Genomic DNA, 15924 nt, shown 5'->3' with positions numbered 1-15924 from the left:
GAAAGTGAGTGGTCCAGAAATGGATTTATTATCAATCAAGGACCCATCCTTCTTAAAAAGGATGTCGAATCAGGAGCTTGAGGCTCTTAGTCAAGAAATTCGCGAGTTTTTAATTCAAAAATTATCTGTAACCGGAGGGCATATCGGACCAAATTTAGGTGTGGTGGAACTAACGCTCGCTTTGCATAGATGTTTTGATAGTCCAAAGGATAAAATTATTTGGGATGTTGGTCACCAATCCTATGTTCATAAAATTTTAACTGGCAGGGCAAGTGAATTTGACACGTTAAGACAATTTAAGGGATTATGCGGATTTCCGAAACGGGTAGAAAGTGAGCACGATGTTTGGGAGACGGGACACAGCTCCACTTCTCTTTCAGCTGCTATGGGTATGGCGATTGCAAGGGATCTAAAAAAAGAAAATTCCTTTGTAGTCCCTGTAATTGGCGACGGTGCCTTGACGGGAGGAATGGCGCTTGAGGCCCTAAATCATATTGGACATGAGAAAAAAGATATGATTGTAGTCCTCAATGACAATGAAATGTCGATTGCTCCCAATGTCGGCGCACTCCATAATATATTGGGCCAATTACGGACGGCTGGAAAATATCAATGGGTAAAAGATGAACTTGAAGTACTGTTAAAGAAAATCCCCGCTGTTGGCGGAAAACTCGCTGCAACGGCTGAAAGAGTAAAGGATAGCCTGAAGTATTTAGTGGTTTCCGGCATGTTCTTTGAAGAGCTGGGCTTTACTTATTTAGGACCGATTGATGGTCATAATTTTGATACTTTATTTGAAAGCCTTCAATCAGCAAAAAAGACCGACGGACCTGTGATTCTCCATGTTATTACAAAAAAAGGGAAGGGGTTTAGACCGGCTGAAAGTGACAAGATCGGTACTTGGCATGGAACCGGACCATATAAAATGGATACGGGAGATTTTGTCAAACCTACAAAAAAACAACCGCCTGCATGGAGCAGTGTTGTCAGCGAAACCGTCCGTAAGCTCGCCAGAAGTGACGAGCGAATTGTCGCAATTACCCCAGCAATGCCTGTGGGTTCGAAGCTAGAAGGTTTTGCCAGCGAGTTCCCTGACCGAATGTTCGATGTGGGGATTGCCGAGCAGCACGCTGCAACTGTTGCAGCAGGACTAGCCACTCAACATATGAAGCCATTTTTGGCCATTTATTCAACCTTTTTACAACGAGCCTATGACCAAGTGCTGCATGATATTTGTAGGCAAAATTTAAATGTTTTTATTGGAATTGACCGTGCAGGTTTAGTTGGTGCCGATGGTGAAACACATCAAGGAGTATTTGATATAGCTTTTTTAAGGCATCTCCCCAATATGGTTTTAATGATGCCTAAGGACGAAAATGAAGGTCAGCATATGGTTTATACCGCATTAAATTATAATGATGGACCGATTGCGATGAGATTTCCACGGGGTAATGGATTAGGGGTAGAGATGGATGAAGACTTCCAGAACATTCCGATTGGCACTTGGGAGACGATAAAAGAAGGAACAGATGCCGCGATTTTAACCTTTGGTACCACCATTCCAATGGCTATGGAGGCAGCACAAAGTCTTGAAAAAGAAGGATTATCCATTAGGGTTGTTAATGCTAGGTTTATAAAGCCGCTTGATGAAATGATGCTAACGGAACTTCTTGATAAGCATATTCCTATCCTGACCATTGAGGAGGCTGTTTTGCAAGGTGGATTTGGCAGTGCAATCCTTGAATATGCGGGGTCCCATGGATATCACGATGCACTTATAGACAGAATAGGGATTCCAGATCGATTTATTGAACATGGAGATGTGGATTCCTTACTTGAGGAAATCGGTTTAACAACAGAAGAAGCAGTAAAGAGGACTTCTATTTTAGCGCAGGCTAGAAAAAAACAACAAAGGGCATAAATATGAAAAACAAAGAACGTTTAGATGTTTTATTAGTTGAAAGAGGACTTATTGAGACGCGGGAAAAGGCCAAAAGAGCGATTATGGCAGGTTTAGTTTATACAAATGAGGAACGACTAGATAAACCTGGTGAGAAGGTTAAAGTAGATATACCCTTAAATATAAAGGGGAACGTACTTCCATATGTGAGTCGTGGTGGCTTAAAATTGGAAAAGGCATTAAAGGTCTTTGATGTGAATGTCGAAAATAAGATTTTATTGGATATTGGTTCTTCCACTGGTGGGTTTACAGATTGTGCATTGCAAAATGGTGCAAAGATGTCCTATGCCCTCGATGTTGGTTATAATCAGCTTGCATGGAAACTGCGGCAGGATGAACGTGTAATAGTAATGGAAAGAACCAATTTCCGATATGTCACACCAGCAGATTTAAGTCGTGAAATGCCAAACTTTGCCACTATCGATGTGTCGTTCATTTCATTAACGTTGATTTTACCAGTTTTAAAAACATTATTAATTCCTGGCAGTGATATTATTGCTTTGGTTAAGCCGCAATTTGAGGCTGGACGAGAGCAAGTCGGTAAAAAAGGAATTGTGCGGGATGAAAAAGTACATTTACAGGTTATTGAAAAAATTATTAACTTTTCCATCAAGGAAGGCTATGTTGTTAAAAACTTATCCTACTCCCCTATTACAGGAGGAGACGGAAATATTGAATTTTTACTTCACCTAAGATGGGAAAATGAACAAGAAGTGGGGATTAATCAACTGCAAATTCAGCCTGCTGAAATTGTCGAGCAATCCCATAAGGAATTTCACACAAAACAGGATGAAGGGTAGGCAAATAGCCTATCCTTTTGCATGTGAATGTATTTTTATGAGAAAAAAATGTACATTCCTTTGGAAATGGGCTAACATATTGGTAGATAGGACATAACTGATGTTCTTTTATTACGAGGTGAAAAAATGAATAAAGGTCAACGCCATATTAAAATAAGAGAAATTATTGCCAGCAACGATATTGAGACGCAGGATGAATTAGTAGATGAATTAAAGAGCGCAGGATATAACGTAACGCAGGCAACCGTCTCTAGGGATATTAAAGAATTGCACTTGGTTAAAGTACCATTAACAGATGGCCGCTATAAATACAGCTTGCCAGCAGATCAACGCTTTAACCCTTTACAAAAATTAAAACGATCGCTTATTGATGCATTTGTCAGAATTGATTCCGCGGGTCATTTACTCGTCATGAAATGCCTGCCTGGTAACGCTATGGCAATAGGTGCATTAATTGACAATCTTGACTGGGATGAAATACTGGGAACAATTTGTGGTGATGATACCATGTTAATAATTTGTCGAACACCGGAAGACACCGAGGTCATTACAAACCGGTTCCTTGACATGCTTTAAATGGGGGGAGAGTACCTTGTTAGCAGAATTATCAATAAAAAATTTCGCCATTATTGAGGACTTGTCAATCTCGTTTGAAAAAGGGTTAACCGTTCTAACAGGTGAAACAGGTGCTGGTAAATCCATTATTATCGATGCCATCCATTTATTAGTGGGTGGCAGAGGGTCGGCTGAATTTGTCCGTCATGGTGAAGAAAAAGCCATTATTGAAGGGTTATTCCAAATAGATGATCCTAACCACCCAGTTAAGTCAAAAGCGTTTGAATTTGGGATTGAGATTGAAGAGGGGATGGTCATATTACGGCGTGATATTGCCCGAACTGGGAAAAGTGTTTGCCGAATCAATGGAAAACTCGTGACCATTTCAGTTCTTAGAGAAATAGGTGCAACACTTGTAGATATTCATGGACAGCATGAACATCAAGAGCTTATGGATGAAACAAGACACCTGACATTACTTGATCAATTCGGGGCAGAGGCAATTTATCCTGCTCAGAATGAATATTCACAGGTATTTCGCCGCTTTGAGCAGACATTACATAAACTTAAATCTTTGAGCGAGAATGACCAGCAGACGGCACATCGGCTGGACCTAATTCAATTTCAATTAGATGAAATCCAAAAGGCAGATTTAAAACCAAATGAAGATGAAGAATTGTCTGAGGAAAAAAGAAGATTAGGGAACTTCGAAAGGGTATTTGAAGCCATCCAAACTGGCTATAACGCTCTAAAGGGAGAACAAAAGGGACTAGATTGGATTGGGCTGGTCATGGGCTCACTTGAAGAGGCTGCTGCACTTGATTCAACCTATAAAGATTTATCTGATTCAGTTTCAAATAGTTTTTACCAATTAGAAGATGCCGCACATACATTAAGAAATGAATTAGACGGACTAGAATATGACCCGCAGAGATTAAACGAAATTGAAGGTCGTTTAAACGAAATTAATCAGCTTAAACGGAAATACGGAAAAACCATTACAGAAATATTAGAATATGCTGCCAAGATTGAAGAAGAAATTGAAACATTGCAAAACAAAGAAACGCATATTGGAGAACTCGAAAAGGAATTAACGTCTATCAAAAAAGACTTGGTCCTTGAAGCACAACAATTAACAGAACTCCGCCATAAATGGGCAAATAAGCTGACAAAATTAATTCATAAAGAATTAAAAGAACTGTATATGGAGAAAACTATTTTTGAAATAAGATTTGAATCCGAACAGCATCATTTTGCTAAAAATGGTGTCGATCATATAGAGTTTTATATTTCAACCAATCCTGGCGAACCCTTAAAGCCATTGTCAAAGGTGGCATCGGGTGGAGAATTGTCACGAATTATGCTGGCATTAAAAAGTATTTTCTCTAGACATCAAGGGGTAACATCCATTATTTTTGATGAAGTGGATACCGGTGTCAGCGGTAGAGTCGCCCAATCGATTGCCGAAAAGATATATAAGGTCGCAGCGGGTTCTCAAGTTCTCTGTATTTCGCACTTACCGCAAGTGGCAGCAATGGCAGATACTCACTTGTTTATTGCAAAAATTATAAAGGGCGGACGTACAAAGACATCTGTTACACCATTAAAGACAGAAGAGAAAATAAAAGAAATAGGTCGAATGATTTCTGGTACGGAAATAACCGATTTAACGAAGAAACATGCAGAAGAATTATTGCAATTAGCTGGTAAAAATAAGATAAAATGAAAAGCTATCCAAATTGGGTAGCTTTTTTATGTTGAACGAAGTTATAAATGATTGTCAAGGAGGCAAAATTATAGATGTAGCCATTTTTATAAGTGCAATGAAAAGAAGCGAGGAGAGTGAAGGATTTGAAGTTAGAAATAATTAGAAAGATTATTGGTGGAATTCTCCTTGTTTCATTAATTAGCCTTATTTTTTTTCAGCCCTTACAGCAATACCTTTCAATACCAAAGTCAATAACTGTTTTTGAAGGACAAGATTACACGTTCCAAAAGGCTGCACCGGTAACAGCCACCATAGCTTCTCACAATTCAAATATCACACTTAATCAGGAAAAAAAGTCGGTATCTGTTAAAGCAAATGAACACGGCAAGAACGAAATGCTTCTAGAGTATGCAGGGATCCCGATTAAAAAGGTTGATGTACGTGTCTTAAAAGATTTCCGTGTCTTACCCGGAGGTCAATCAATTGGTGTAAAATTAAATACAGTTGGTGTGTTAGTGGTTGGTCACCATTTAATTAACACAGCAAATGGAAAAAAATCTCCAGGTGAAATTGCAGGAATTAAAGTTGGAGATATCATAACAGAAATCAATGGCAGTAAAATTGAGAAAATGACAGACGTAGCCCCTTTTGTTCAATCGGCAGGACAAGATGGTAAACCCCTCGATTTAGTAATAAGCCGAGAAAGTGGAAAATTCACCACCAAACTAACTCCTTTGAAAGATAAAGGAGAGAACACTTATAAGCTTGGCCTATATATCAGAGATTCTGCTGCTGGTATTGGAACCATGACCTTTGTTCACCCGCAATCTAAAAAATATGGTGCCCTTGGACATGTAATTTCAGACATGGATACAAAAAAACCAATCGTCGTTGAAGATGGTCAAATTGTCCGTTCTACTGTAACATCGATAGAAAAAGGAAGTAATGGAGACCCAGGTGAAAAGCTTGCTCGTTTTTCTTCCGATCATGAAATTGTTGGTAACATTCAAAAGAACAGCCCGTTTGGAATTTTCGGGGAATTAAACCGTGAATTAAAAAATGGTATATTGGATAAACCACTTCCGATTGCCCTATCTGATCAGGTGAAAGAAGGACCTGCAAAAATTTTAACAGTGGTTGATAGTGATCAAGTAGAAGAATTTGATATCGAAATTGTTAGTACAATCCCGCAAAAGTTTCCGGCAACAAAAGGCATGGTTATAAAAGTAACCGATCCAAAGCTGCTTGAAAAGACAGGAGGAATTGTACAAGGAATGAGTGGCAGTCCGATTATTCAAAACGGTAAGCTTGTCGGAGCTGTAACACATGTCTTCGTCAATGATCCTACATCCGGCTATGGAGTCCATATTGAGTGGATGCTAAATGAAGCTGGAATTAATATATATGAAACACCGAAAGAAAAAGCAAGTTGAATTCCAAGCAAAATAGGTGTAATGACCTATTTTGCTTCTTTTTTGTATAAAGATAATTCGACAAAAGACAGTAATAAATTGGAAATGATGCGATTTAAGTCGAAAAAGGAAGTAAAACAAAGAAAAGATAAGATTTTATCACTATTTTAACAAATATTTAAAAAAGGAAAGGAATTTTTGTTGCATTGTCGAATTTCTAATTTAGAATAGAAATAAGAGAATAAAGCGATTTGAATGTTCGATTGAAAATAGAGACTCGATTTGAATGAGGAGGAACAGGATTTGAAAAAGATAAAGGTATTTGTTGTTGATGATAATAGAGAGTTAGTAGGATTATTAGAGGACTATATTTCCTCCCAAGAAGATATGGAAGTTGTCGGTATAGCACATAACGGTCAAGAATGTTTAGATATGCTTGCTTCCGTAGACCCAGATGTTCTTGTGCTGGATATCATTATGCCGCATCTTGACGGATTAGCTGTTCTTGAGCGTTTACGTGATGTAAAAAAAGGAACGATTCCAAATGTTATTATGCTAACTGCATTTGGTCAAGAGGATGTTACCAAAAAGGCGGTTGAACTTGGCGCTTCCTACTTTATCTTAAAACCTTTTGATATGGAAAACCTCGGCAGCCACATTCGTCAAGTTAGCGGTAATACCAATACTTTTACAAGAAAGGCTCCTAGTGTAAGCTATCGGTCTCAGTCTGAACAAAAGCCAAAAAATCTTGACGCAAGCATCACTAGTATTATCCATGAAATAGGAGTTCCAGCACATATTAAGGGATATTTATATTTGCGTGAAGCCATTTCAATGGTTTACAACGATATCGAACTTCTAGGTTCCATCACCAAAGTACTATATCCGGATATCGCTAAAAAGTATAATACAACAGCAAGCCGTGTAGAGCGGGCCATTCGTCATGCAATTGAAGTGGCTTGGAGCCGGGGGAATATTGACTCCATTTCCTCCCTATTCGGTTATACAGTCAGTATGACGAAAGCAAAGCCTACTAATAGTGAATTTATTGCCATGGTAGCAGATAAATTACGCCTTGAACATAAGGCTTCTTGAAAAAATCACTAAAGCAGCTGAGGCCTTCATTCCAGTGAATGAAGGCCTTTGTTATTTTTTTACCCGGATTAATTTTTTTCCTTCTTTTCTAATTCCATGAGTTTTTGTAATAGAATATGTTGAGGTAAATGCATAAGCTATTCTAACGGTATTTTTAATTCTTGGGATAGCTTTAGGGCAGTTTCTGTTGATAATTGTAAAGGTTTCATGTATATTCCTCCATTTAATATTGGGAAGTGAAAATATGACACAAATATTTGCACATCGCGGATATTCCGCTTCATTTGCTGAAAATACCATGGGCGCTTTTATAGAAGCTGAAAAAGCTGGTGCCGATGGATTAGAGCTTGATGTTCAGTTAACGAAGGATGGTGAAATAGTCGTGATCCATGATGAAAAAGTGGATCGAACAACCACCGGAAGCGGGTTTGTTAAGGATTTCTTATATAAAGAAATTAGAAAATTAAATGCGAACAAAAAAGGGTTAAGAAAAGAACTGATCCCATCCTTAACGGAAGTATTGGAATGGCTACAAACCAACAAATTAATCTGTAATATTGAGTTGAAAAATGGACTCATTCCCTATGATGGAATGGAAGAAAAAGTAGTTCAATTGGTTAGAAACTATGGGCTGAGTGATCGGATTATTATATCGTCCTTTAATCATTATAGTATAGTTTACAGCTACAGGATTGCACCAGAGATTGAAACAGCACCACTGTTTATTGAAGGAATTTATATGCCTTGGATTTATTCGCAATCCATACGGGCAAAAGGGATTCATCCTAAACACTCTGCTATGTCTGATAATATACTTATTAATACCATGGATAATGGTATTGCAGTACGCCCCTATACAGTGAACAAAGATATAGATATGAACCGTTTTTTTAATATTAACTGTACAGCTATTATAACAGATGATCCCGTTAAGGCTCTTCGGATTAGAAAACAATATGATAACAAGTTGTAACGAACCGATCTACTAATTGAAAAGGAGAGTGCTGTTCAATAGAACGGCCTCTCCTTTTAAGTTAATCTACGAACGAATCATCATTTCTTAAACTTAGGCTGGACTTTATTGCGCTTACGATCACGGTGAAAAATAAATCCGGCTACAAATCCAAGACCCCCGATAAAAAAAATCAATCCTGTTAAGAATTGCAATAATAAATTTGGGAATGGCGTTTGCAGAATTCCGAATGTCATATCACGCATTAATTTAATTCCTAAAGCCGCTAATGCACCTGGAATGACTAAAATGATGAGAGCGATAATACGTATCATAAATAAATCCTTCCAATTACTAGATAATTTTCTGACTTCTATATCATTATATCTCAACAAAATATTTTTTTATAGTTGAAAATTGTCAAGGTGAGTCTTTTAGTTATAATATTAGTAATGAAGAGAATTGCAGAGATTTTTCTTTGGTGAATGCAAAAAATTTCCTAATACCAAAAGGGGTAAAATAAATGCAGAACATTATGATTGTTGGAGCTGGTAAAGGTGGAACGGCAATCTTAGAAATTTTAAAAGAATCCGAAGTGCTTAACGTTCAAGTCGTTATCGATCGAAATGAAAATGCACCCGGGATTATCCTCGCACGCAAAGAGGGAATTAATACAGGGACAAGCTGGCAGACGTATTTAAATGAGAGTATTGATATCGTTATTGAAGTGACAGGAAATGATGAAGTTTTTCATGAAATTCGAAATGCCAAAAATAAGCAAACGGTATTAATTCCCGGGAGTGTTGCCTTCTTGGTATCAAAGCTTATGGAAGAAAAGGAAGAACTTGTGGCTAAGCTCCAAAATGATTCATATAAGCAGGAACTAATTTTTAACGCTGCCAATGATGGTATGGTGGTTATCGACAATAAAGGACAAGTGATCCTTTTTAATAAAAGAGCCGAAGAAATCATGGGTGTTAACAAAGAGCAGGCAATTGGTAAGGATGTTCTAGAAGTTATCCCGACGAGCAGGCTTTTATTAATTTTGAAAACAAGAAGAGTGGAATCTAATCAGGAAATGGAATTAGGTAATGGACGAAAAATTATAACGACCCGTATTCCGATTATTGAAGAAAATGGAACATTGATGGGGGCATTTGCTGTTTTTAAGGATATAACAGAAGTGGTTAATTTAGCAGAGGAAATCACTAATTTAAAGGAAATCCAAACCATGCTCCAGGCCATTATTCATTCGAGTGATGATGCTATCTCTGTTGTTGATGAGAATGGACGAGGAATCCTTATTAATCCAGCTTACACCAGACTAACTGGCCTTACCAAAGATCAAGTTATTGGAAAGCCCGCAAATGCTGACATTTCTGAAGGTGAAAGTATGCATATGAAGGTATTACAAACAAGAAGGGCTGTACGTGGTGTCCCAATGAGGGTAGGCCCCAATAAAAAAGAGGTAATTGTCAATGTAGCCCCGATTATTGTAGAAGGGAAATTAAAAGGCAGTGTCGGTGTTATCCATGATATGTCAGAGATGAAATCGTTAAGCAGAGAATTGAATCGGGCTAGACAAATCATCCGGACTCTTGAAGCAAAATATACATTCGAGGATATTATCGGCATATCCGAGGAAATGGTAATTGCCATTGAACAGGCAAAGCTGGGGGCAAAAACTCCTGCAACTGTACTGCTCCGAGGGGAATCGGGAACAGGGAAAGAGTTGTTTGCCCATGCCATACATAATGCGAGTGATCGAAAATACAATAAATTTATTCGTGTAAATTGTGCCGCAATTTCTGAATCGTTATTAGAGAGTGAATTATTTGGCTATGAGGAAGGTGCCTTTTCAGGAGCACTAAGGGGAGGAAAACGCGGTCTTTTTGAGGAAGCAAACAACGGCAGTATCTTTCTTGACGAGATAGGGGAATTATCTGCCAATACCCAGGCAAAGCTCTTAAGAGTACTGCAGGAAAGTGAAATTATCCGTGTGGGTGGTACAAAGCCTATCAACATAAACGTCCGAATCATTGCTGCAACAAATGTAAATCTGGAAAAGGGTATTGCTAAAGGTTCGTTTAGGGAAGACTTATATTATCGATTAAACCGCATGCCAATTCAGATTCCACCGCTCAGGAGGCGTAAAGAGGAGATCCCTGTTTTATGCAGCAGACTGATTAATAAAATTAATCGGGATTATGGAAGAAATGTCGAAGGAGTAACGAAAGAAGCACTAGCTCAAATAATGGAATATGACTGGCCGGGAAATGTGAGAGAATTAGAAAATATCCTTGGCAGGGCGATTATTTTTATGAATTATAACGATACCTTAATCGATATTAACCATCTTCCGGAATTAAGAAATAAAACGATAAGAATAGAATCTTCTGGATTGTCATCCGCTGAACCGCTAAATTTAAAAAAGACCTTGCCTGAAATGGTGGAGGAATACGAAGCAAGGATTATCCAGGAAACTCTTTCACGTTTGAACGGAAATAAAACAATGACAGCTAAAACATTAGGTTTATCGGTAAGGAACCTTTATTATAAACTAGATAAATACAATCTTGAAAAAAATAGCACGCAATAATTTTCACAGTCTGAAATTTATTGCAGTGTTCTGATGAAGAAAATAAAACGTTTACATAAATGCGGTATGGCATAAAACTTGCATATTTTAAAGTGGATTTGAGGAAGAGAAGAAAGGGTTGATGATAGCTTGTTGCTAGACTCACTGATAAACCAAGCAACACGCAATGGCTATAATACGGTTGCTGTAGCTGCTGCAGACACGGCAGAAGTCATTGAGGCCGTACTTGATGCGTTAAATCGAAATCTTGCTGAATTTATACTTTATGGTGATCAAGAAAAAATCATTTCACTGATTAAATTGCAAAAGCAGGAGCTATTGAATAATCATAAATTAAAAATTGTTCATTCAGATTCTGTGGTCAGTGCCGCAGAATCCGCGGTTCAAGCTGTTTCCAACAAACAAGCAAATGTATTAATGAAAGGAAATATTCCATCCAATATCTTTTTAAAGGCGGTTTTAAATAAGGAATATGGACTCAGAACCGGGAATGTTTTATCACATACAGCTTTCTTTGAAGTCCCTGGTTTTAGTCAACTACTCTTAATTACAGATGCAGCTATGAACATTGCTCCTAACTTAGAACAAAAAGTACAAATTATAAAAAATACGGTTGCACTTGCCAAATCAGTCGGGATCGAAATGCCGAAAGTAGCGGTAATTGCTGCTGTTGAAGCAGTTAATCCCGATATGCAGGCAACCCTTGATGCCGCTGCATTAACAGTGATGAATAGACGGGGGCAAATTTCCGGTTGCATTGTTGATGGGCCGCTTGGCCTTGACAATGCCATTTCTGAATTAGCTGCTGAACACAAAGGGATTATCAGCGACGTAGCAGGTAATGCAGATATTTTATTAGTACCCACTATCGAGGTTGGGAATGTGTTATATAAATCATTAATTTATTTTGCTAAGGCAAAGGTAGGCGCTGTCCTTGCGGGAGCAAGCGCTCCAATTGTGCTTACATCAAGAGCTGATTCAGCAGAAAGCAAGTTGTATTCACTAGCGTTAGCGTTATGTTGTGTAAATAAATAGATTTTTACCCATTTGAGGAGGAAATTTCATGGAAATCTTCAAGTATTTAGAGAAATATGATTATGAGCAATTAGTTTTTTGTCAAGATAAGCAATCAGGTCTAAAAGCTATTATTGCTATTCATGATACAACACTTGGTCCGGCATTGGGTGGTACCCGCATGTGGACATATGCCTCCGAGGAAGCAGCGATTGAAGATGCTCTTCGTCTAGCCAAGGGGATGACCTATAAAAATGCAGCTGCAGGCTTAAATCTCGGAGGTGGAAAAACCGTTATCATTGGCGATCCTCGCAAAGATAAAAGTGAGGAATTATTCAGAGCTTTCGGCCGTTACGTCCAAGGTTTAAATGGCCGGTACATTACAGCGGAAGATGTGGGTACAACTGTGGCGGATATGGATTTAATCCACGAGGAGACAGATTTTGTTACAGGTATTTCTCCGGCATTTGGATCATCTGGTAATCCATCACCGGTCACTGCTTTTGGTGTATATCGCGGCATGAAAGCAGCGGCAAAGGAAGCTTTTGGTACGGATTCACTTGAAGGAAGAGTGGTTGCAGTGCAGGGAGTTGGCAATGTAGCTTATACACTTTGCGAATATCTGCATAAAGAAGGGGCGCAGCTTATTGTAACGGACATTAACAAAGAAGCAGTTAATCGTGCGGTTCAAGCATTTGGTGCTCGTGCAGTTGATCCGGATGATATTTATGGAGCTGAGTGTGACATTTATGCTCCTTGTGCCTTAGGGGCAACGATTAATGATGACACAATCCCTCAATTAAAGGCTAAAGTAATTGCGGGTTCTGCTAATAATCAATTAAAGGACGCTCGTCATGGTGATATCATTCATGAAATGGGTATTGTCTATGCCCCGGATTATGTAATAAACGCTGGCGGCGTTATCAATGTGGCGGATGAGCTTTATGGATATAATCAAGAACGTGCAATGAAAAAGGTTGAACAGCTTTATACAACGATTGAAAAGGTCATTGAAATTTCTAAGCGGGATGGCATCCCAACTTATGTTGCTGCTGATAGAATGGCCGAAGAAAGAATCGCACGAATTCGTAATTCTAGAAGCCAATTTTTACAAAATGGCCATCATATCTTAAGTCATCGGATTTCAAGATAATACAAGGACCATACTAGGAACATGATGTTAAGGCAAAGCGCTGAATTGGATTCAGCGCATTTGCCTTTAGATAGATGTTTTAAAGTGGAGGTTACGACGTTGCCAGATTATAAAGATCGGATACTTACCATTAACCCAGGATCAACATCCACTAAAATTGGTGTTTTTGATAACGAAGTTTCTATTTTTGAAAAATCAATCCGTCATGATGTAGAAACCATTAATACTTTTTCAAATATTATTGACCAATATCAATTTAGAAAAACTGTAATTTTGGAAACACTGGATAATGAAGGAATTAATATATCAAAATTATCAGCTGTTTGCGGACGTGGCGGCTTACTTCGTCCTATTGAAGGCGGAACATACGAGGTCAATGATTTAATGTTAAAGGATTTAAGATCTGGCTATGCCGGGCAGCATGCATCTAATTTAGGTGGGATTATAGCCTATGAAATTGCTTCAGGTTTAAATATCCCTGCCTTCATTGTCGATCCAGTTGTTGTTGATGAACTCGCCCCAATTGCTAGGATCTCCGGTTTTTCCTTAATTGAAAGAAAAAGTATCTTTCACGCCTTAAATCAAAAGGCAGTTGCTAGGAGAGTAGCAAAGGAACTGGGAAAGGAATACAGTGAATTAAATTTGATTGTTGCCCATATGGGCGGTGGCATTACCGTCGGTGTCCATCAACAAGGAAGAGTTGTTGATGTAAACAATGGTTTACACGGTGATGGACCTTTTAGTCCTGAACGGGCTGGGACGGTGCCTGCAGGGGATTTAATTGCCCTTTGTTTTTCAGGCGAATATTATCGGGAAGAAATGATGAAGAAACTTGTAGGGCATGGTGGACTTGTTGGATACCTTGGAACAAACGATGCAGTAACGGTAGAAAAGAGAATTGCTGCAGGCGACAAAGTGGCAGAGCTAATCTATGAGGCAATGGCCTATCAGGTAGCAAAGGAGATAGGGGCTTGCAGTGCGGTTGTTTCTGGCAAGGTAGATGCGATTATTTTAACAGGCGGACTCAGCTTTGCAAATGGATTTGTGAAATCAATTAGCGATCGGGTCAATTGGATTGCTGATGTAATTGTTCAACCAGGGGAAAATGAACTTCAAGCCTTGGCAGAAGGGGCACTTCGGGTTTTAAGCGGTGAAGAAGAAGTGAAGGTATATCCAGGGAATTTTTCTACTGCAAAAATTTAACGAGTATGGGGAGGAAACATAATTGGCACAAGAATATGATTTGGTCATTCTTGGAGGTGGAACAGGCGGCTATGTGGCAGCTATTCGCGCTTCTCAGCTTGGCTTAAAAACGGCCATTGTTGAAAAAGGAAAATTGGGAGGTACCTGCCTCCATAAGGGCTGCATCCCAAGCAAGGCCTTATTAAGAAGTGCAGAGGTATTTGCGACAACAAAACGCGGTGAGGATTTTGGTGTTATCACGAGCGATGTTTCATTAGATTTTGGAAAAGTTCAAGCTAGAAAAAATAAGATTATTGACCAGTTACATAAGGGCGTCCAACATCTAATGAAACAGGGGAAGATTGATGTCTATGAAGGGATTGGCCGAATCCTTGGACCATCGATTTTTTCACCGATGCCAGGTACTATTTCAGTTGAAATGAACAACGGAACGGAAAACGAAATGCTGATTCCAAAAAATGTGATTGTTGCCACTGGTTCAAGACCAAGAACGCTTCCAGGCTTGGAAATCGATGGTCAGTTGGTAATATCATCTGATGAAGCATTACAGCTTGAAGTCTTGCCAAAATCAATCATTATTGTTGGAGGCGGTGTTATCGGAATAGAATGGGCTTCCATGCTTTCTGATTTTGGAATAAATGTAACAGTTATTGAGTTTGCTGACCGCATCATTCCAACAGAGGATAAAGATATTTCTAAAGAAATGCAGCGGGTCATGAAAAAGAGGGGGATAAACCTTGTTACCAGTGCTAAGGTGCTGCCTGAAACAATTGTTAAAGATCAAGAGGTTAGTATTTCAGCAGAGGTTAAAGGCGTTCTTAAACAGTTTAAGGCTGAAAAACTCTTAGTCTCAGTTGGTCGCCAAGCAAATTTAGAGGGAATAGGACTTGAAAATACCGATATCCAAGCTGAAAATGGCTTTATCGTGACCAATGAATTTTATCAAACGAAAGAGTCCCATATTTATGCGATAGGTGACGTTATAGGCGGTTTACAACTTGCACATGTTGCCTCGCACGAGGGAATTATTGCAGTTGAGCATATAGCAGGAGAAAAACCATTGCCAATGAATTATAACTTAGTATCTAGGTGCATCTATAGTAACCCGGAGGTCTCCAGTGTAGGAATAACTGAGGAGCAGGCAAAAGAAAAAGGCCATAAATTGAAAATAGGTAAGTTTTCCTTCCGGGCAATCGGGAAAGCTCTTGTTTTCGGTGATTCAGATGGCTTTGTAAAAATTGTTGCAGATTCCGAGACTGATGATATTCTAGGGGTGCATATGATTGGTCCACATGTAACTGACATGATCACAGAGGCGGGGCTGGCCATGGTATTAGATGCAACACCGTGGGAAATTGCCCATACCATTCATCCACATCCAACTTTGACAGAAGCCATTGGGGAAGCAGCTTTGGCAGTGGATGGGAAGGCCATTCATTCATAATAAATGTAAAGTATTAGTGTTGATAATTT

The 15924-nt window shown here is 38.9% G+C and carries 13 protein-coding genes and 1 pseudogene; 12 read left to right on the top strand and 2 right to left on the bottom strand.

The window, feature by feature from the left end:
* Positions 1 to 19 precede the first annotated feature (19 nt).
* The 6 genes from dxs (at position 20) to spo0A (ending at position 7530) form a co-directional block, all read left to right on the top strand.
* A complete protein-coding gene (dxs, locus tag COD92_RS14625) occupies positions 20 to 1921 on the top strand; it encodes a 1-deoxy-D-xylulose-5-phosphate synthase (RefSeq protein WP_098530118.1) in 1902 nt (633 codons plus the stop codon).
* A 2-nt stretch (positions 1922 to 1923) separates the two neighbouring features.
* Positions 1924 to 2760 (top strand): TlyA family RNA methyltransferase, encoded by an 837-nt coding sequence (locus tag COD92_RS14620; RefSeq protein ID WP_098530076.1) that lies wholly within the window; start codon positions 1924 to 1926, stop codon positions 2758 to 2760.
* Positions 2761 to 2886: 126 nt separating this feature from the next.
* Positions 2887 to 3336, top strand: a complete 450-nt coding sequence (gene ahrC / locus COD92_RS14615) for a transcriptional regulator AhrC/ArgR (protein ID WP_098530077.1) — start codon at positions 2887 to 2889, stop codon at positions 3334 to 3336.
* A 16-nt stretch (positions 3337 to 3352) separates the two neighbouring features.
* Positions 3353 to 5041: a DNA repair protein RecN gene (gene recN / locus COD92_RS14610; protein ID WP_098530078.1), complete on the top strand. Its 1689-nt coding sequence runs from the start codon at positions 3353 to 3355 to the stop codon at positions 5039 to 5041.
* 116 nt (positions 5042 to 5157) lie between these two features.
* The gene (gene spoIVB, locus COD92_RS14605) at positions 5158 to 6456 is read left to right on the top strand and encodes a SpoIVB peptidase (protein WP_420491160.1); all 1299 of its coding nucleotides are present in this window, start codon (positions 5158 to 5160) and stop codon (positions 6454 to 6456) included.
* 282 nt (positions 6457 to 6738) lie between these two features.
* Positions 6739 to 7530 (top strand): sporulation transcription factor Spo0A, encoded by a 792-nt coding sequence (gene spo0A, locus COD92_RS14600; protein ID WP_098530080.1) that lies wholly within the window; start codon positions 6739 to 6741, stop codon positions 7528 to 7530.
* Positions 7531 to 7598: 68 nt separating this feature from the next.
* Here the strand turns inward: spo0A and COD92_RS32835 are convergent.
* Positions 7599 to 7739, bottom strand: a pseudogene (locus COD92_RS32835) (YycC family protein).
* Between the two features lie 35 nt (positions 7740 to 7774).
* Between COD92_RS32835 and COD92_RS14590 the strand changes: the two are divergent.
* Positions 7775 to 8503 carry a glycerophosphodiester phosphodiesterase gene (locus COD92_RS14590; RefSeq protein ID WP_098530081.1) on the top strand — a complete coding sequence of 243 codons (729 nt, stop codon included), beginning with the start codon at positions 7775 to 7777 and terminating at the stop codon, positions 8501 to 8503.
* Positions 8504 to 8583: 80 nt separating this feature from the next.
* On the opposite strand, the gene COD92_RS14585 is transcribed toward COD92_RS14590, so the two are convergent.
* The gene (locus tag COD92_RS14585) at positions 8584 to 8817 is read right to left on the bottom strand and encodes a DUF2627 domain-containing protein (protein WP_098530082.1); all 234 of its coding nucleotides are present in this window, start codon (positions 8815 to 8817) and stop codon (positions 8584 to 8586) included.
* 188 nt (positions 8818 to 9005) lie between these two features.
* On the opposite strand from COD92_RS14585, the gene COD92_RS14580 reads away from it, so the two are divergent.
* The 5 genes from COD92_RS14580 (at position 9006) to lpdA (ending at position 15895) form a co-directional block, all read left to right on the top strand.
* The gene (locus COD92_RS14580; RefSeq protein ID WP_098530083.1) at positions 9006 to 11081 is read left to right on the top strand and encodes a sigma-54 interaction domain-containing protein; all 2076 of its coding nucleotides are present in this window, start codon (positions 9006 to 9008) and stop codon (positions 11079 to 11081) included.
* Between the two features lie 129 nt (positions 11082 to 11210).
* Positions 11211 to 12116, top strand: coding sequence for a phosphate butyryltransferase (gene yqiS / locus COD92_RS14575; protein WP_098530084.1), 906 nt, complete (start codon positions 11211 to 11213; stop codon positions 12114 to 12116).
* 28 nt (positions 12117 to 12144) lie between these two features.
* The gene (gene bcd, locus COD92_RS14570) at positions 12145 to 13248 is read left to right on the top strand and encodes a branched-chain amino acid dehydrogenase (RefSeq protein ID WP_098530085.1); all 1104 of its coding nucleotides are present in this window, start codon (positions 12145 to 12147) and stop codon (positions 13246 to 13248) included.
* Between the two features lie 99 nt (positions 13249 to 13347).
* Positions 13348 to 14451 (top strand): butyrate kinase, encoded by a 1104-nt coding sequence (gene buk / locus COD92_RS14565; RefSeq protein ID WP_098530086.1) that lies wholly within the window; start codon positions 13348 to 13350, stop codon positions 14449 to 14451.
* 22 nt (positions 14452 to 14473) lie between these two features.
* Entirely contained in the window at positions 14474 to 15895 is a 1422-nt protein-coding gene (gene lpdA / locus COD92_RS14560; protein WP_098530087.1) for a dihydrolipoyl dehydrogenase, read from the top strand.
* The last annotated feature ends 29 nt before the right edge of the window (positions 15896 to 15924 follow it).

Source organism: Bacillus sp. AFS037270, assembly GCF_002585305.1.
The sequence above is the reverse complement of the archived record's forward strand: the minus strand, read 5'-3'. Positions and strand labels throughout refer to the sequence as shown.